At 60.8% G+C, this 17,007-nt stretch carries 13 protein-coding genes; 6 read left to right on the forward strand and 7 right to left on the reverse strand.

Annotated elements, in window-relative coordinates:
• Positions 1-11: 11 nt before the first annotated feature.
• Both ACTJK9_RS28690 and ACTJK9_RS28695 read right to left on the reverse strand, forming a co-directional pair.
• The gene (locus ACTJK9_RS28690; protein WP_221397423.1) at positions 12-974 is read right to left on the reverse strand and encodes an IS110 family transposase; all 963 of its coding nucleotides are present in this window, start codon (positions 972-974) and stop codon (positions 12-14) included.
• Between the two features lie 254 nt (positions 975-1,228).
• Positions 1,229-1,711: an acyl-CoA thioesterase gene (locus tag ACTJK9_RS28695; RefSeq protein WP_003229693.1), complete on the reverse strand. Its 483-nt coding sequence runs from the start codon at positions 1,709-1,711 to the stop codon at positions 1,229-1,231.
• Between the two features lie 282 nt (positions 1,712-1,993).
• On the opposite strand from ACTJK9_RS28695, the gene ACTJK9_RS28700 reads away from it, so the two are divergent.
• Complete coding sequence (locus ACTJK9_RS28700; protein ID WP_064379734.1) at positions 1,994-3,757, forward strand: cation:proton antiporter; 1,764 nt, start codon at positions 1,994-1,996, stop codon at positions 3,755-3,757.
• A gap of 22 nt (positions 3,758-3,779) precedes the next feature.
• Here ACTJK9_RS28700 and ACTJK9_RS28705 read toward each other — a convergent pair whose 3' ends face one another.
• The 4 genes from ACTJK9_RS28705 to uvrD form a co-directional block, all read right to left on the reverse strand.
• Entirely contained in the window at positions 3,780-4,187 is a 408-nt protein-coding gene (locus ACTJK9_RS28705) for an SMI1/KNR4 family protein (protein WP_007954245.1), read from the reverse strand.
• A 137-nt stretch (positions 4,188-4,324) separates the two neighbouring features.
• Positions 4,325-5,203 carry a Tim44 domain-containing protein gene (locus ACTJK9_RS28710; RefSeq protein WP_085612436.1) on the reverse strand — a complete coding sequence of 293 codons (879 nt, stop codon included), beginning with the start codon at positions 5,201-5,203 and terminating at the stop codon, positions 4,325-4,327.
• 175 nt (positions 5,204-5,378) lie between these two features.
• Positions 5,379-5,819 carry an EamA family transporter gene (locus ACTJK9_RS28715; protein WP_064379739.1) on the reverse strand — a complete coding sequence of 147 codons (441 nt, stop codon included), beginning with the start codon at positions 5,817-5,819 and terminating at the stop codon, positions 5,379-5,381.
• Between the two features lie 148 nt (positions 5,820-5,967).
• Entirely contained in the window at positions 5,968-8,151 is a 2,184-nt protein-coding gene (gene uvrD / locus ACTJK9_RS28720) for a DNA helicase II (RefSeq protein WP_007954248.1), read from the reverse strand.
• A gap of 259 nt (positions 8,152-8,410) precedes the next feature.
• Here uvrD and ACTJK9_RS28725 point away from each other — a divergent pair, with 259 nt between their 5' ends.
• From ACTJK9_RS28725 to ACTJK9_RS28735, 3 genes are all read left to right on the forward strand, one after another.
• A complete protein-coding gene (locus tag ACTJK9_RS28725; protein ID WP_085612435.1) occupies positions 8,411-11,284 on the forward strand; it encodes a GGDEF domain-containing phosphodiesterase in 2,874 nt (957 codons plus the stop codon).
• Positions 11,285-11,433: 149 nt separating this feature from the next.
• Entirely contained in the window at positions 11,434-12,300 is an 867-nt protein-coding gene (gene hexR, locus ACTJK9_RS28730; protein ID WP_007954250.1) for a transcriptional regulator HexR, read from the forward strand.
• Positions 12,301-12,408: 108 nt separating this feature from the next.
• Positions 12,409-12,615 carry a PA3496 family putative envelope integrity protein gene (locus tag ACTJK9_RS28735; protein WP_007954251.1) on the forward strand — a complete coding sequence of 69 codons (207 nt, stop codon included), beginning with the start codon at positions 12,409-12,411 and terminating at the stop codon, positions 12,613-12,615.
• On the opposite strand, the gene ACTJK9_RS28740 is transcribed toward ACTJK9_RS28735, so the two are convergent.
• On the reverse strand, positions 12,557-13,519 hold the full coding sequence (locus ACTJK9_RS28740; RefSeq protein WP_039765068.1) for a LysR family transcriptional regulator: 963 nt from the start codon (positions 13,517-13,519) through the stop codon (positions 12,557-12,559). The two genes, ACTJK9_RS28735 and ACTJK9_RS28740, sit on opposite strands and share 59 nt — an antisense overlap.
• Positions 13,520-13,709: 190 nt before the next feature.
• On the opposite strand from ACTJK9_RS28740, the gene ACTJK9_RS28745 reads away from it, so the two are divergent.
• Positions 13,710-15,125, forward strand: a complete 1,416-nt coding sequence (locus tag ACTJK9_RS28745; RefSeq protein ID WP_007954255.1) for an acetyl-CoA carboxylase biotin carboxylase subunit — start codon at positions 13,710-13,712, stop codon at positions 15,123-15,125.
• An 11-nt stretch (positions 15,126-15,136) separates the two neighbouring features.
• The gene (gene oadA, locus ACTJK9_RS28750) at positions 15,137-16,945 is read left to right on the forward strand and encodes a sodium-extruding oxaloacetate decarboxylase subunit alpha (RefSeq protein WP_039765069.1); all 1,809 of its coding nucleotides are present in this window, start codon (positions 15,137-15,139) and stop codon (positions 16,943-16,945) included.
• Positions 16,946-17,007 lie beyond the last annotated feature (62 nt).

Here is a 17,007-nt window from a genome sequence, read left to right on the forward strand (position 1 = left end):
TGTGGGAGATTCTATGTTGCAGGGGAACCCTGCAACCTTAAATTCGGTTGGTATTCGCTCTGGTTTTTCATGAGGGCGAATGCCACCCGGCAAAGCTTGCGGGCGAGGATGACCAAGGCTTGGGTTCTGGCTAGACCTCTTGCCAGATAGGACTCATAGAACGGTTTCCAGACAGGGGACCGACAAGCTGCCATAGCTGCATTGTGTGCAAGACGCCGTAATTCCCCGTCACCTTTTTTGCTCAAGTGGCGAGGACTGTGTTTCTTACCTGAGTCTTTTGCCTTCAAGTCCATTCCCAGAAAGGCGATGAACGCATCGGCGCTGGCGAACTCACCTCGCATGTATGTAGTTGCCAGGCCCGTTGCCGTGAGTTCACCAACTCCTTCAATCGCTTTGCAGCGTCTGATGTTTTCACTAATTCCGGCTTCTTGGCTGACTTTACGAAGCAACTCCTGAATGGCCTGATCCAGCTGTTTGAAATGCTTCAACCCATCGGCCAAAAGATCTTCAAGAAGAGGTTCGGTTGACCAGCTCAGCTTGATACTGACTCGGACCTTCATCAGCTGTGCACGCTTGTTAAGCAGACTTTTCAACACTGTGTAGTGCCGCGGTGGTGGGTTCCAGACCCGCAGCCGATGCTGTTCACTGGTTAGATAACGCGCCAGAAGACGTGCATCACAAGGGTCGGTTTTTGCACGCTGACCGATGCTTTCGCGGTAATGGCTCACCCGGTAAGGGTCCACGATGTAAACCCGATGCCCCATACCATGGGCCAGTTCGGCCGTGTCCAGGTGGTAGAGATTAGTGGCTTCCAGGGCGATTGAGCTTTGGGCGGGCAGGGTCTTCAGCCAATGACCTACAGATGTGCGGTCGTTGTTGATGGCCTGGATGATTTTCAGATCTTCGCGATAAACGACGATTTCGGCCTTGGCCACATCGACACCAATCACCGTTGGCGAGGTAAGGATTGTCATGACGAATCCTCGGAGCTAGGGTTTAAGAGCTTGTCGGGGTCTACCGTAGCGCTGGCTTGCCTCTATCGTCGGTTTTACCGATGAATTCCTTATCGGCGCTTTAGGTAGAAAGGGCGGGACGAGAAGTCTCCCACGGTCCGTACTGGCTAGAGTCGGAATCGAGCTTTTAGTCCCGCCCACCCCTTCAAGTCTAAACATACAAGCGGGCTTGCTCGCGAAAGCTATCTACAGAGCGCCGTAGATCGAAGGGCTGATCAGGCGTCGCCCTTGATTTCCTGATAGCGCTTTTCCAGCTCCTGACGAATCTGCCGGCGTTGCTGCGCCTGCATGTAGCGGCGTTTGTCTTCGCTGTTCTGCGGTTGCAGCGGCGGTACGGCGGCCGGTTTGCGCTGATCGTCCACCGCAACCATGGTGAAGAAGCAGCTGTTGGTGTGGCGCACCGAGCGCTCGCGGATGTTCTCGGTCACCACTTTGATGCCGACTTCCATCGAGGTGTTGCCGGTGTAGTTCACCGATGCCAGGAAAGTCACCAGTTCGCCGACGTGGATCGGCTCGCGGAAAATCACCTGATCCACCGACAGGGTCACCACGTAGCGGCCGGCATAACGGCTGGCGCAGGCGTAGGCAACCTCGTCGAGGTATTTGAGCAGGGTGCCGCCGTGGACATTGCCAGAGAAGTTGGCCATGTCGGGGGTCATCAGTACCGTCATCGACAGCTGGGCGTTTCCGGGTTCCATAACGTTCTCACGGGTCAAGGCAGGGTTGCTGGAAGAAACACCTCTGCGGGTGCCTGGTCGCTTTTCAAAAGCACCGTTATCGGGACGCCAGGCAACTGGCCGCCGTCACGCCCGAATCGATCTGTTTCCATATATTGCACCGCCTTTCAGCCGGAAGTCGCGGTGTTACCCTGCAAAAGCCCCTCCCCAAGGGCGATTCCTACACCCAAAGCGGATTTTTACTCAGCTCGCCCAGACATTTCCCATGCCTGTGTGAGCCTCGTCATTCAAGGAGCCCACACCATGCATGCCATCAGCTTTATTCAGGATCTGGCGGTGATCATGTTGGTCGCAGGTGTGGTGACCGTGCTGTTCCACCGCTTCAAGCAGCCAGTAGTGCTCGGTTACATCGTCGCCGGTTTCATCATCGGCCCGCACACACCGCCGTTCGGCCTGATCCACGATGAAGAAACCATCAAGACCCTCGCCGAGCTGGGGGTGATTTTCCTGATGTTCTGCCTTGGCCTGGAGTTCAGCCTGCGCAAGCTGTTCAAGGTCGGCGCCACGGCCTTCATCGCGGCGTTCCTCGAAATTGTCCTGATGATCTGGATCGGCTACGAAATCGGCCGCTGGTTTGACTGGAACACCATGGATTCGCTGTTCCTCGGCGCGATCCTGGCGATTTCCTCGACCACCATCATCGTCAAGGCGCTCAACGACCTGAAGATGAAGAACGAGCGCTTCGCGCAGTTGATTTTCGGTGTGCTGATCGTCGAGGACATTCTCGGCATCGGCATCATTGCCTTGCTGTCGAGCATCGCCGTCAGCGGCACGGTGAGTTCCGGCGAAGTGTTTTCCACGGTCGGCAAGCTTTCGCTGTTCATGATTGTCGCCTTGGTGGTCGGCATCCTGCTGGTGCCGCGTCTGCTGGCTTACGTCGCCAAGTTCGAAAGCAACGAGATGCTGCTGATCACGGTGCTGGGCCTGTGTTTCGGTTTCTGCCTGTTGGTGGTCAAGCTTGAGTACAGCATGGTGCTGGGGGCGTTCCTGATCGGCGCGATCATGGCCGAGTCGCGGCAGCTGCTGAAAATCGAGCGCCTGATCGAGCCGGTTCGCGACCTGTTCAGCGCGATCTTCTTCGTCGCCATCGGCCTGATGCTCGACCCGATGATCCTTCTGCAATACGCGTGGCCGATCGCGGTAATCACTGTTGCCGTGGTGCTGGGCAAGATGCTGTCCTGCGGCCTCGGTGCGTTTATCGCCGGCAATGACGGACGCACCTCACTGCGGGTCGGGATGGGGCTTTCGCAGATTGGCGAATTCTCCTTCATCATCGCGGCGCTGGGGATGACCCTGCAGGTCACCAGCAACTTCCTCTATCCGGTGGCTGTGGCGGTTTCGGTGATCACCACGTTGCTGACGCCGTACTTGATCCGGGCTGCCGATCCGCTGTCGATCAAGCTGTCCGCCGCCATGCCGCAACGCCTCGGTCGAGTGTTCGGGATGTACGGCGAGTGGCTACGCAGCATTCAGCCGCAAGGTGAGGGCGCGATGCTGGCCTCGATGATCCGGCGAATCCTGCTGCAGGTCGGGGTCAATCTGGCGCTGGTGATCGCGATCTTCTTTGCCGGGGCTTTCTTTGCCGGGCGCCTCTCGATCTGGATGCAGGACTGGATCAGTGATCCGAGCTGGCAGAAAGCGTTGATCTGGGGCGGGGCGTTGCTGGTGTCGCTGCCGTTCCTGATCGCGGCCTATCGCAAGCTCAAGGCGCTGTCGATGCTGCTGGCGGAGATGGGCGTGAAGCCGGAAATGGCCGGGCGTCACACGCAGCGAGTGCGCCGGGTGATCGCCGAAGTGATCCCGATCATCTCGCTGCTGGTGATTTTCCTGCTGCTGGCAGCCTTGTCGGCCAGTATCTTGCCGACCAACAAGTTGCTGGTGCTGATCGCCGTGGTCGCTGCCGCCGTGGCGGCGCTGCTCTGGCGCTGGTTCATCCGGGTGCACACGCGGATGCAGGTGGCCTTGCTGGAAACCCTCGACAACCACAAGGAGCCGTCGGGGCACTGACCACCAATCGAGGCGGGGCGTGTCAGCTTTCCAGCCAGACGTCCCGCGCCCAGTGCCAGACCGATTCCCAGGACTCTTCGGTGATCAGTTCTTCTTCGCCGGACCACAGCACCACGGTGCCGTCTTCTTCGACGCAGTAGTAGTCGTCACCGTCCTGGCAGATCGGGATCAGGTCGCGCGGCACGCCGGCATCCCAGGCGTTGGCGGCGACGTCCGGCAGGTAGGTGTGGGATTGCGGGTCGGTGACGGTCACCGGCTCCAGACTGCCGTAAACCACGTCGCTGACGGTCAGCAGAAACTCTTTGAAGACGAACGGGATGTTGATGAAGAGTTCTTCTTCGATTTCCACCAACTGGTCTTCGTCGGGCAATTCCAAAGGAACCGGTACGGGTTCGTTGGCTTCGCGCAGTTGTTCGATGATTTCTTCCACGTCCGGGATCCTCTTGCTTGAATGGCGCGGTTCATATGGGCCGGTTTATACAGTAGCTCGCTATAGATGCAACCGCGAAATAGAAAACCCCGGCCGAGGCCGGGGTTTTATTGCAGCGAGTAAGACGTCGAAGGTGATCAGCCGTTCTGGCGGATACCGGCGACCAGCCAAGGCTGGTTGTCACCCTGTGGACGTTCCATGTTCCAGCTTTCGCTGAACACTTCGCCCTGCTGGTCGAAACGCGAAGTCTTCGACACGCCGTTGAAGGTCAGGGTAGCGATGGTCTTGTCCGCACGGTCATCCACGCCATCCAGTTGTACCTGGAGGTTGTCGATGTAGGTGGACTGGAACGCGTCGCCCAGTTCCGCGCGCTCGCGCTTGAGGAACTCGAGCATCTGCGGGGTCACGAACTCGGCGATCTTGTCCATTTCGTTGGCGTCCCAGTGCTGCTGCAGCGCCTGGAAGTGGCTGCGGGCGGCTTCAAGGAAGCGCTGTTCGTTGAACCAGGCCGGTGCGTTGATCACCGGACGAGCGGCAGCGGGAGCCGCCGAACCACCGAAGATCGAACCCATCGCCGCTGGTTTCTGTTCGAACACTTCACGCTGCATCGGCGCGCCGGCCGGAGCGAACTGCTCCTGCTGTTTGCGGCGACGGGCGGCAATGAATCGGAAGATCACGAACGCGATCACGGCCATGATCAGGATGTCGAAGATCTGCATGCCTTCGAAGCCGCCGCCCATGAACATGGAAGCGAGCAGGCCACCGGCAGCGATGCCGGCCAGAGGGCCGAGCCATTTCGAAGCGCCGCCGGCCTTGGCCGCAGCGCCCGCGGCACCGGCAGCACCAGCGGTCGCCGCAGCGCCGCCCATGCCTGGGGAAGAAGGAGCCATCTGGCTGGTCTGGTGCGTCGGCGCAGCGCCGGCGCTTTTGCCACCACCAAAGCGCTTGGCGTTGGCGTCGAGGCTCATCGTCAGGCCGATGCACAACGCCATGGCGATGCTAAGAAAACGTTTCATAAAGGGAATTCCCGTTTGTGGAGACACGCGCGCCATGTTGCACAGCTGAAGTGTTACTGGCTAGCGAGAGAGTGTTTCGGGCTTTTGCCTGACAGGTTACGTTCAGCTCGGTCGGGGCAATAAGGCCATGTACTTTTGTCTGTAGGAAAAGGAGATAGGTTCAGCAGGAAATGGATCAGCGCCGCAAGGCCAGCATCACCACACCAGCGGTGATCAGGCCAATGCCGCCCCACTGGCGCAGGTCGAGTTTCTCACCCAGCAGGATCACACCGAGCACCGCCACGAAGACCACGCTGAGTTTGTCCACCGGGGCAACCAGAGATGCCGGTCCGACTTTCAACGCCCGGAAGTAGCACAGCCACGAAGCGCCAGTACCCAGCCCGGACAACAGCAGGAACAGGTAGCTCTTGGCGGAGATCGATCCCAAGGACTGATATTGGCCCGTGGCGTACAAAATCAAGGCCAGGCTGACCAATACGACGATTGTGCGCAGCAGGGTGGCGAAGTCGGAGTTGACGTTTTCTATGCCGATCTTGGCGAAGATGGCCGTCAGCGCGGCGAAAGTGGCCGAGAGCAGGGCCCAGAACGTCCACGAAGAAAAGAAGCCCGAGCCCATGGGTGTTGCCTCCAGTGTTCGTGTCCGATCGTTCCCACGCTCTGCGTGGTAACGCCGCCATGGACGCTCCGCGTCCACAGTGACGCAGAGCGCCACGGGATGCATTCCCACACAGAGCGTGGGAATGATGAGCAACGACGGGCTGCCCTTAAATGGCTTCCAGCTTCGCGTACCCGAGCATCAGCCACTTGCTGCCTTCGGCGAAGTTCACCTGCACCCGGGCCTGGGCGCCGGCGCCTTCGAAGTTGAGGATCACGCCGTCGCCGAAGATCGAGTGCCGGACAGCCTGGCCAAGGCTCAGGCCGGTTTCCGGAATCTCGCTGCCGCTGAACAGGTTGCTGCCGCCCATCGACTGGTTGCCGCCGAACGGCCGGCTGACGCTGTTGGACAGACGCACTTCCTGAATCAGACCCTTCGGTACTTCCCGTACGAAACGCGACACCTTGTTGTAGGTTTCACTGCCGTACAGGCGTCGGGTTTCAGCATAGGTCATCACAAGATTCTGCATCGCCCGGGTAATGCCGACATAGGCCAGTCGCCGCTCCTCCTCAAGGCGCCCCGGTTCTTCCAGGCTCATCTTGTGCGGGAACAGGCCTTCTTCCATGCCCACCAGGAACACGTAAGGGAATTCCAGGCCCTTGGCGCTGTGCAGGGTCATCAACTGAATGCTGTCTTCGTGCTCGTCGGCCTGGGTGTCGCCGGCCTCCAGCGAGGCGTGGCCGAGGAACGCCGCCAGTGGCGTCAGTTCTTCGTCTTCTTCGGTATTCTCGAAGTTGCGCGCGGCGCTGACCAGTTCCTCAAGGTTTTCTACCCGGGCCTGGCCTTTCTCGCCTTTTTCCGCTTCGTGGTAGGCGATCAGTCCGGATTGCTCGATGACGGTCTGGGTCATCAGGTGCAACGGCATCTCGGCGCACTTGGCGGCGAGGTTCTCGATCAGCTCGATAAACGCACCGAGTGCACCGGCGGCGCGACCGGTCAGGCCTTTGTTGGCCACCAGCTGGCGCATGGCTTCCCACATCGACACATCGCTGTGACGGGCGTGGTCGCGGATCGCTTCGACGGTTTTCTCGCCGATGCCGCGCGCCGGGACGTTGATCACCCGTTCCAGCGCTGCATCGTTGCCGCGACCTTCCAGCAAACGCAGGTAGGCCATGGCGTTCTTGATTTCCGCCCGCTCGAAGAAGCGCTGGCCGCCATAGATGCGGTACGGAATGCGTTCACGCAGCAAGGCTTCTTCCAAAACGCGCGATTGGGCGTTGGAGCGGTAGAGAATCGCGATATCGCTGCGAGCCAGGCCGGTTTTCAGCGCGCTTTCGATGGTTTCGACAACATAGCGCGCTTCATCGTGTTCGTTGAACGCGGCGTAGAGGTTGATCGCTTCGCCGTCGCCACCATCGGTCCACAGCTCTTTGCCCAGACGCCCGGTGTTGTTGGCGATCAGGGCGTTGGCGGCTTTCAGGATGCCGGCCGTGGAGCGGTAGTTCTGCTCCAGACGGATGGTCACCGAATCCGGGAAGTCGGAAGAGTACTGGTGGATGTTCTCGATTTTCGCGCCGCGCCAGCCGTAGATCGACTGATCGTCGTCGCCGACCACCATCAGGCTGTCGCCGCCCTTGCCCAGCAGACGCAACCAGGCGTACTGCACGGCGTTGGTGTCCTGGAATTCGTCCACCAGAATGTGTCGGAAACGCTTCTGGTAGTGCGCCAGCAGGCCCGGGTGGTCGCGCCACAGGTCGAGGGCGCGCAGCAGCAGTTCGGAGAAATCGATGACGCCGGCCCGCTGGCATGCCGCCTCGTAGGCTTCATAAATGCCGCGCATGGTGGCCAGGAACAGATCGCCGCTGGCTTGAATGTGTTGCGGACGCAGACCTTCGTCTTTCTGCCCGTTGATGAACCATTGGGCCTGACGGGCCGGCCAGCGTTGCTCGTCCAGCCCCAGCTCGCGGATCACCCGCTTGACCAGCCGTTGCTGGTCGTCGCTGTCGAGAATCTGGAAGGTCTGGCTCAGCCCGGCTTCCTGCCAGTGCGCCCGCAACAGGCGGTGCGCCAGGCCGTGGAAGGTGCCGACCCACATGCCGGCCGGGTTGATGCCCAACAACTGCTCGATGCGGTGACGCATCTCGGCAGCGGCCTTGTTGGTGAAGGTCACCGACAGAATCGAGTGGGGCGAGGCGTTCTCGACCTGGATCAACCAGGCGATACGGTGCACCAGCACTCGGGTTTTGCCGGAGCCGGCACCGGCCAGGACCAATTGACGACCAACGGGAGCCGCTACGGCCTGGCGTTGGGCATCGTTGAGGGAGTTCAGCAGAAGGGAGAGATCATCGCGCATCGGGGCATTCTAGGGTGCGCCGCAGGCCCGGGCAAACCGAGCTTTGCATTAGCCGATGAAAGTGCCGCCCGTGACGACCGGTCGGTCACCGGCTACAGGCGTTGGCCCGCCTGAGCTCAGGGCTTTGGTGGGGGCTGGGCGGCGGAAAAGTTTCGGTGAAATTATGATCTGGGGCAGTTTGGCAAGTGGTTCGGCTTGTGTATGCTCCGTCCACGTTTCCGGGCGCATGCTCACACTTATAAGAACAAGAACGTTGCCTATGACCCTCAGCTTCGACCTGTCGGGCCCCTCTGTGGAACCTCGGGTGATCCGCAAGCTTTACGCCACCCAGATGGCGGTCGAGCGCACGCGCCTTCTTTATCAGGGTTCGCTTCTGCCCACCCTGTTCATGTTGATCAACGGTCTGGTCTGCGCCGCTCTGCTCTGGAGCCCGCAGCGTTACTTCGTGGTCAGCGTCTGGCTGGTGTGGCTGTTGTCGCTGGTGGCGTTGCGGGTGATTCAGGTCGCCGCGTTCGACTCGGCGATTCCCGATCGCCAGGCCCAGCCGATCTGGGGGCGCATGTTCCTGCTCGGCTCGAGCATGACCGGCCTGACCCTGGCCGGCGCCGGCATCGCCCTGGTCCCGGCCGACAACTTCATGCAGCAGGCCTGGGTGTTCGGCCTGATCGGCGCCGCAACCCTGTCGGCCAGCGTGGCCTACGCCGTGAGCATTCCGGCGTTTCTTTCCTTTACCTTGCCGTGCCTGCTGCCGGCCATCGGCTACCTGTTCTGGGGCGGTGACGAACTGGCGCGGGGTTGGGGCTGGCTCGGGCTGATCCTGCTCGGCTCCCTGAGCGTGGTGGCGTGGCAGGTCAATCGGCTGATCGATCGCGGTTTGCTGCGGCGCTTCCAGAACCAGCACCTGATCGAGCACCTGCAACAAACGCAAACCCGCAGCGAACAGCTCAATCAGGAGCTGGCGAAGGAAATCGAGCAGCGGCGTTGCGCCGAGGGCAAGCTGCGCGAGGCGCAGGTCGAGCTGGAGGACCGGGTCGCCCAGCGCAGCCGAGAGCTGGACGTCGCCAACCAGGCGCTGAGCAAAAGCGAGGCGCGCCTGGCCCTGGCGTTGAAGGCCAGTGAGCTGGGGCTGTGGGACTGGAACCTGCAGACCGACGAGGTTCACCACACACAGATTCAGGAACTGTTCGGCCTTGACCCGCAATACGTCACCGGGCTGCTCAGGCATCTGCGGCCCCGGCTGCACCCGGAAGATGTGCCGCCGCTCAAGCGCGCGCTGATCGAGCACTTGAAGGGGCGCACCGAGGATTATCAGATCGAATACCGCGTGCGCCATGGCGACGGCCACTGGGTCTGGATCGAAGACCGAGGCCGTGCGGTAGAGCGCGACGAGAACGGGCGGGTCATCCGCATGGTCGGCACCCGCCGCGACATCAGCGTCAGCAAAAGTCTGGAAGCCCAGCAGCAATTGGCGGCGACGGTGTTCGAGGCTGCCAGCGAAGGCATCGTGATTCTCGATCCGAATTACTCGCTGATCGCCATCAATCAGGCTTTCAGCCGGGTCACCGGGTATGACATCGACGACATGCTCGGACGCAACGTTGTCGAACTGCCGTGCAGTCGCGACGCCCGCCGTCATTACGTCGCGATCCGCCACGCGCTGGAGCAGCACGGCAGCTGGCAGGGCGAACTGGTGGAAACCCGCAAGAACGGCGAGCTGTATCCGCAGTGGCTGCAACTGAATGCCGTGCGCGACAGTCGGGGAAATGTGAGCCATATCGTCGGTTTCTTCGCCGATCTGTCGGCGCGCCGCGAATCCGAAGAGCGCATGCGCTACCTGACCCACTACGACGAGCTCACTGGCCTGGCCAATCGCTCGCTGTTCCGCGAACGCCTGCACGAAGCCCATCAGCGCGTGCGGCAGGGCGGGCGCCGGAGTCTGGCGCTGCTGCACATCAATCTGGATCGCTTCAAGCTGCTCAACGACAGCCTTGGCCACGAGATTGCCGACCAGTTGCTGCAAAAAATGTCCCGGCGTCTGGTCAATGCTCTTCCGGAAGCCGACACCATCGCCCGGCTGTCCGGCGATGAGTTCGCGGTACTGTTCGACGCCTACGGCAACCTGTCGAGCCTGGCGCGGGTCGCCACGCGACTGTCGAGCAAGCTGCGCCTGCCGTTGACCGTGGAAGGGCATGAGCTGGTAGTCAGCGCCTCGATGGGCATCAGCATGCTACCGGACAACGCCCGGGAGATTTCCGCGCTGGTCAGCCAGTCGAACATGGCCATGCAACATGCCAAGCACCTGGGCGGCAACAACTTCCAGTTCTACACCGATAGTCTGCAGGCCAGCACGCTGGAGCGCCTGCAACTGGAAAACCAGCTGCGCAAAGCCATCGAGGACAAGCAGCTCAACGTCTTCTATCAACCGAAACTGTGCCTGGCGACCGGCCGTCTCAATGCAGCCGAAGCGCTGGTGCGTTGGGATCACCCGACCATGGGTCGGGTGCCACCGGGGGATTTCATCGGTCTGGCCGAAGAAACAGGGCTGATCGGGCCGATCGGCGAATTCGTCCTGCGTCAGGCCTGCTGGCAGGCGTGTGAATGGCAGCGTCAGGGGCTGGCGCCGATCCGGGTTTCGGTGAACCTGTCGGTGCATCAATTGCGCCAAGGCAAACTGGTCAGTCTGGTGCGCCAGGTGCTGGAAGAAACCGGCCTGGCGCCGCACTACCTCGAATTAGAACTGACCGAAAGCCAGCTGCTCGACAGCGTCGAACACATCATCGCCACGTTCCAGCAGTTGCGGGATCTGGGGGTGAAACTGGCCATCGACGATTTTGGCACCGGCTATTCATCGCTGAGCTATCTGAAGCGGATTCCGGTGGATTACGTGAAGATCGATCAGGCCTTTATCCGCGGGTTGGGCGAGGGCAGCGAAGACGCGGCGATCACCCGGGCGATCATTGCGATGGCTCATGGGCTGTCACTTAAAGTGGTCGCCGAAGGTGTCGAGCGATCCGAGCAACTGGCGTTTCTGAAAGCTGAAGGTTGCGATGAGGTGCAGGGCTATCTGATCAGTCGTCCGGTGGAGGCGGTTGGCCTTGCCGCGTTGTTGCGTGAACAGGAAAAACCGCTGTAAGGGCTACATGCAGCGCATGTCGCCTGATCCGGGGGGATCCGGTTACGCATTGAGCAGGCAAAAAGCCGATTCATGTAGTATAACTACAAGCTTGCTACATCCCTGGCATCTGGCCAAAGCACATCTTTCCATAACAAGAGTCCAGCCCCTTGAATCTGCTGCAACACATCGCCCAGTCACGTCACCTGTTACGCAAGTCGGAGCTCAAGGTCGCCGACCACGTGCTGCTTGACCCTGCGGCAGTGATGCACAGTTCCATGGCCGACCTCGCCCACAGCGTCGGCATCAGCGAGCCGACCATCGTGCGCTTCTGCCGTGCCATCGGTTGCTCCGGTTTCCAGGATCTGAAACTCAAGCTCGCGCAAAGTCTCGCGGCCGGCGCCAGTTTTGGTCAGTTCGCGATCCATGAAGACGATTCCGTCGCCGACTACAGCCTGAAAATCTTCGACACCACGTTGCACACGCTGATGGAGGTTCGCGAAAAGCTCGATCCTCTGGAGCTGCAACGCGCGGTGACGTTAATGTCCCAGGCCCAGCGCGTCGAATTCTACGGTTTTGGTGCGTCGGGTGCGGTGGCGGCGGATGCGCAGCACAAGTTCTTCCGTCTGCTGCTGACGGCAGCGGCGTATTCCGACCCGCACATGCAGGCGATGTCGGCGGTGACGCTGAAGCCGACCGATGTGGCGATCTGCATTTCCCAGTCCGGCCGTTCCAAAGATTTGCTGATCACCGCCAACCTCGTTCGCGAGAGCGGTGCGTCACTGATCACCTTGTGCCCGAGCCAGACGCCGCTGGCCGAGCTGTCGACCGTCAACCTGGCGATTGACGTGCACGAAGACACCGAAATCTACACCCCGCTGACCTCGCGTATCGCTCACCTGGTGGTGATCGACGTGCTGGCGATGGGCGTGGCCATGGCGCGCGGGCCGAGCCTGGTCAACCACCTCAAGAGCGTCAAGCGCAGCCTGCGCAGCTTGCGGCTGTCGCCAAAATCGGTGAAAGCGCTGGATGACTGATAGTGATGGGGTGAAGGCAATCTTCATCTGCCTGTAACCCCGACGAAGCCAAACCGTCATCCCCCGGGCCTATCGTGAAACTCCCGTAATCGCCTTGGGAGACTCGAAATGGCTCAGCCTTACGAAGAACGCAACAGCGCCGCGAAAACTCGTCGTCAGCAGGAAGACCAGCGCCGCATGGAATTTCGCCGCGCTATCGAAGATCGCTTCGAACTCCGCCAGCTTCAGGCCGAAATCGGCGATTTTCCCGAGGACATCAATCACTGGCAGGCAGCGCCGGCAGCTTCCCGTCGAAGCGCTCAACCAGCGCGCTGATCTGCACCCGTTCGCTGCGGATAAACGCCAGGAAGGCGTGCGCCACCGGTGACAGCCGTTTGGCTTTGGCTTGCACCAGGCACCAGCTGCGAAACAGCGGCAATTCTTCGACCGGCAGCTCGACCAGGCCACCGGTCGCTAGCTCCAGGTTCAGGGCGTGGCGCGTCAACAGCGCCAGGCCCAGACCCGCCACCACGCATTCACGCTGGGCTTCGGCCGACGCCACTTCCTGGGTCTGGGTGAAGTGCACGCGCTTCTCCTTGAAATACTCCTCGCAGGCCAGCCGCGTACCCGAACCGGGTTCGCGGATCAGCAAGGTATAAGGCTCCAGATCCTGCAAGCGCAGCGGGCCCATGTGCGCCAGCGGATGATCGGGACGCGCCACGGCAACGATCGGGTTGTTGAGGAACGGCAGGAATTCCAGGCCCATGTCCTGCGGCACCATTGACATGATCACCAGATCGTCGCGGTTGTCGGAGAGTCGACGAATCACCTGGCCACGGTTGACCACTGTCAGTTGCAGGTTCACTTCCGGATGCTGGCGCTTGAACGCCGCGAACAGGTGCGGCACGAAGTATTTGGCGCTGGATTCCACCGCCAGTTTCAACTGGCCCTGCAGCGAACCCTGCATGTCCGACAGCTGCATGTCGAGGTTTTCCAGGCGGCCGAAGATGTCCCGGCTGGCGCGCTGCAGTGCTTCGGCGGCCTCGGTCATGTAGAGTTTTTTGCCGACGTAATCGAATAATGGCTGGCCGATCAGCTCTTCGAGCTGACGAATCTGTAGGCTGACGGCCGGTTGCGTGAGCGACATTTCCTCGGCCGCTCGGCTGTAGGAACGTAAATCACACACTTCGTTGAAGATCTGCAATTGACGCAATGTCATACGCATCAGGGACTTACGCATTTTCTACCGACTCTGGCCGCGGGCTGATGCGTTGACTATAAGTCTTTACTTATGCCTGACCCAATTTTTATTCATTTTTGTTAATCCCTTGTCAGCGCTAGTGTGGGGCCGAGACCAGATTGAAACATTTGGTCACGTGCCGACCTGGGTCTAGCAGGTCGTGGTGCCACCGGCTCAAGGGAACCTCCAAGTGATAACAAAGATCCTGATCGCCAACCGTGGTGAGATTGCCGTACGAATCGTGCGTGCCTGCGCCGAGATGGGCATCCGTTCGGTCGCGATCTATTCCGACGCCGACCGGCATGCCTTGCATGTGAAGCGTGCGGACGAGGCCCACAGCATTGGTGCCGAGCCACTGGCCGGTTACCTGAACCCGCGCAAGCTGGTGAACCTGGCCGTGGAAACCGGCTGCGATGCGCTGCACCCCGGCTACGGTTTCCTCTCGGAAAACGCCGAGCTGGCAGACATCTGCGCCGAACGCGGGATCAAATTCATCGGCCCGTCGGCGGAAGTCATCCGCCGCATGGGCGACAAGACCGAAGCACGCCGCAGCATGATCAAGGCCGGCGTACCGGTCACGCCGGGCACCGAAGGCAACGTCTCGGGCATCGAAGAAGCGTTGAGCGAGGGCGACCGCATCGGTTACCCGGTGATGCTCAAGGCCACCTCCGGTGGTGGCGGTCGCGGTATCCGTCGCTGCAACAGTCGCGAAGAACTCGAACAGAATTTCCCCCGGGTTATTTCCGAAGCCACCAAGGCTTTCGGTTCGGCGGAAGTGTTCCTGGAAAAATGCATCGTCAATCCGAAGCACATCGAAGCGCAGATCCTCGGCGACAGCTTCGGCAACGTCGTGCATCTGTTCGAACGTGACTGCTCGATCCAGCGCCGCAACCAGAAGCTGATCGAAATTGCTCCGAGCCCGCAGCTGACCCCGGAACAGCGCGCCTACATCGGCGACCTGTCGGTGCGCGCGGCCAAGGCTGTCGGGTACGAGAACGCCGGCACCGTGGAGTTCCTGCTCGCCGAGGGCGAGGTGTACTTCATGGAGATGAACACCCGGGTGCAGGTGGAACACACCATCACCGAAGAAATCACCGGGATCGACATCGTCCGCGAACAGATCCGCATCGCCTCCGGCCTGCCGCTGTCGGTGAAGCAGGAAGATATCCAGCATCGCGGTTTTGCCCTGCAGTTCCGGATCAACGCCGAAGACCCGAAAAACAACTTCCTGCCTAGCTTCGGCAAGATCACACGCTACTACGCCCCCGGCGGCCCTGGCGTGCGTACCGACACGGCGATTTACACCGGCTACACCATTCCGCCGTTCTACGACTCGATGTGCCTGAAACTGGTGGTCTGGGCGCTGACCTGGGAAGAGGCGATGGACCGTGGTCTGCGCGCGCTCGACGACATGCGTCTGCAAGGCGTGAAGACCACCGCCGCGTACTACCAGGAAATCCTGCGCAACCCGGAATTCCGTAGCGGCCAGTTCAATACCAGCTTCGTCGAAAGCCATCCGGAACTGACCAACTACTCGATCAAGCGCAAACCCGAAGAGCTGGCCCTGGCCATCGCCGCCGCCATCGCCGCCCACGCAGGCCTGTGAGGAATACAAGAATGAGCAAGAAGATCTTTGTCACCGATACCATCCTGCGCGACGCTCACCAATCGCTGCTCGCCACCCGCATGCGCACCGAAGACATGCTGCCGATCTGCGACAAGCTCGACAAAGTCGGCTACTGGTCACTGGAATGCTGGGGCGGCGCAACCTTCGACGCCTGCGTACGTTTCCTGAAAGAAGACCCGTGGGAGCGTCTGCGCCAACTGCGCGCTGCGTTGCCCAACACCCGCCTGCAAATGCTCCTGCGCGGCCAGAACCTGCTGGGCTATCGCCATTACAGCGATGATGTGGTCAAAGCGTTCGTCGCCAAGGCCGCGGTCAACGGCATCGACGTGTTCCGCATCTTCGACGCAATGAACGACGTGCGTAACCTGCGCGTGGCGATCGAAGCGGTGAAGGCTGCCGGCAAACATGCCCAGGGCACCATCGCCTACACCACCAGCCCGGTGCACACCATCGACGCGTTCGTCGCCCAGGCCAAGCAAATGGAAGCCATGGGTTGCGACTCGGTGGCGATCAAGGACATGGCCGGTCTGTTGACCCCATACGCCACCGGTGAGCTGGTCCGTGCACTGAAAGCCGAGCAGTCGCTGCCAGTGTTCATCCACTCCCACGACACCGCCGGCCTGGCAGCCATGTGCCAGCTCAAGGCCATTGAAAACGGTGCCGACCACATCGACACCGCAATCTCCAGCTTCGCCTCAGGCACCAGTCACCCTGGCACCGAGTCCATGGTCGCTGCGCTCAAAGGCACCGAGTTCGATACCGGCCTGAACCTGGAGCTGTTGCAGGAAATCGGCCTGTACTTCTACGCCGTGCGCAAGAAGTACCACCAGTTCGAAAGCGAATTCACCGCCGTCGACACCCGTGTTCAAGTCAACCAGGTGCCGGGCGGGATGATTTCCAACCTGGCTAACCAGTTGAAAGAGCAGGGTGCTCTGAACCGCATGGGCGAAGTCCTGGCGGAGATCCCGCGCGTGCGCGAAGACCTCGGCTTCCCGCCACTGGTCACCCCGACTTCGCAGATCGTCGGCACCCAGGCGTTCTTCAACGTGCTGGCCGGTGAGCGCTACAAGACCATCACCAACGAGGTGAAGCTCTATCTGCAAGGCGGTTACGGCAAAGCGCCGGGCACTGTGAACGAGAAGCTGCGTCGTCAGGCCATTGGCAGCGAAGAGGTGATCGACGTACGCCCGGCCGACCTCCTCAAGCCGGAAATGGCCAAGCTGCGTGCCGATATCGGCGCACTGGCCAAGTCCGAAGAAGACGTGCTGACGTTCGCCATGTTCCCGGACATCGGCCGCAAGTTCCTCGAAGAGCGTGCCGCCGGCACCCTCACCCCGGAAGTGCTGCTGCCGATCCCGGAAGCGGGCAAGGTGGCTTCGGCTGGCGGCGAAGGCGTACCGACCGAGTTCGTCATTGACGTTCACGGCGAAACCTACCGCGTGGACATCACCGGTGTTGGCGTCAAGGCTGAAGGCAAGCGTCACTTCTACCTGTCCATCGACGGCATGCCGGAAGAAGTGGTGTTCGAACCGCTCAACGAATTCGTCGGCGGCGGCAGCAGCAAGCGCAAGCAGGCTTCGGCACCGGGTCACGTCAGCACCACCATGCCGGGCAACATCGTTGATGTGCTGGTCAAGGAAGGCGACACCGTCAAGGCGGGCCAGGCCGTGCTGATCACCGAAGCGATGAAGATGGAGACCGAAGTCCAGGCCGCGATTGCCGGCAAGGTTACTGCCATCCACGTTGCCAAGGGCGACCGGGTGAACCCGGGCGAAATCCTGATCGAGATCGAAGGCTGAGATAACGGCCTCGATACAACGCTTTAAACCTCGGGGGGGCATGTGCTCCCCTTTTTTTGCCT

The sequence above is a fragment of the Pseudomonas sp. 22082 genome (genome assembly GCF_052046055.1).
Lineage (GTDB): Bacteria > Pseudomonadota > Gammaproteobacteria > Pseudomonadales > Pseudomonadaceae > Aquipseudomonas > Aquipseudomonas pharyngis.

Excerpts from the sequence above, each read along its gene's own strand:
- ACTJK9_RS28725 (WP_085612435.1), top strand. The coding sequence starts at position 8,411 with ATGACCCTCAGCTTCGACCTGTCGGGCCCCTCTGTGGAACCTCGGGTG.
- ACTJK9_RS28710 (WP_085612436.1), bottom strand. The coding sequence starts at position 5,203 with ATGAAACGTTTTCTTAGCATCGCCATGGCGTTGTGCATCGGCCTGACG.
- ACTJK9_RS28715 (WP_064379739.1), bottom strand. The coding sequence starts at position 5,819 with ATGGGCTCGGGCTTCTTTTCTTCGTGGACGTTCTGGGCCCTGCTCTCG.
- uvrD (WP_007954248.1), bottom strand. The coding sequence starts at position 8,151 with ATGCGCGATGATCTCTCCCTTCTGCTGAACTCCCTCAACGATGCCCAA.
- ACTJK9_RS28695 (WP_003229693.1), bottom strand. The coding sequence starts at position 1,711 with ATGGAACCCGGAAACGCCCAGCTGTCGATGACGGTACTGATGACCCCC.
- ACTJK9_RS28700 (WP_064379734.1), top strand. The coding sequence starts at position 1,994 with ATGCATGCCATCAGCTTTATTCAGGATCTGGCGGTGATCATGTTGGTC.
- oadA (WP_039765069.1), top strand. The coding sequence starts at position 15,137 with ATGAGCAAGAAGATCTTTGTCACCGATACCATCCTGCGCGACGCTCAC.
- ACTJK9_RS28690 (WP_221397423.1), bottom strand. The coding sequence starts at position 974 with ATGACAATCCTTACCTCGCCAACGGTGATTGGTGTCGATGTGGCCAAG.
- ACTJK9_RS28740 (WP_039765068.1), bottom strand. The coding sequence starts at position 13,519 with ATGCGTAAGTCCCTGATGCGTATGACATTGCGTCAATTGCAGATCTTC.
- ACTJK9_RS28735 (WP_007954251.1), top strand. The coding sequence starts at position 12,409 with ATGGCTCAGCCTTACGAAGAACGCAACAGCGCCGCGAAAACTCGTCGT.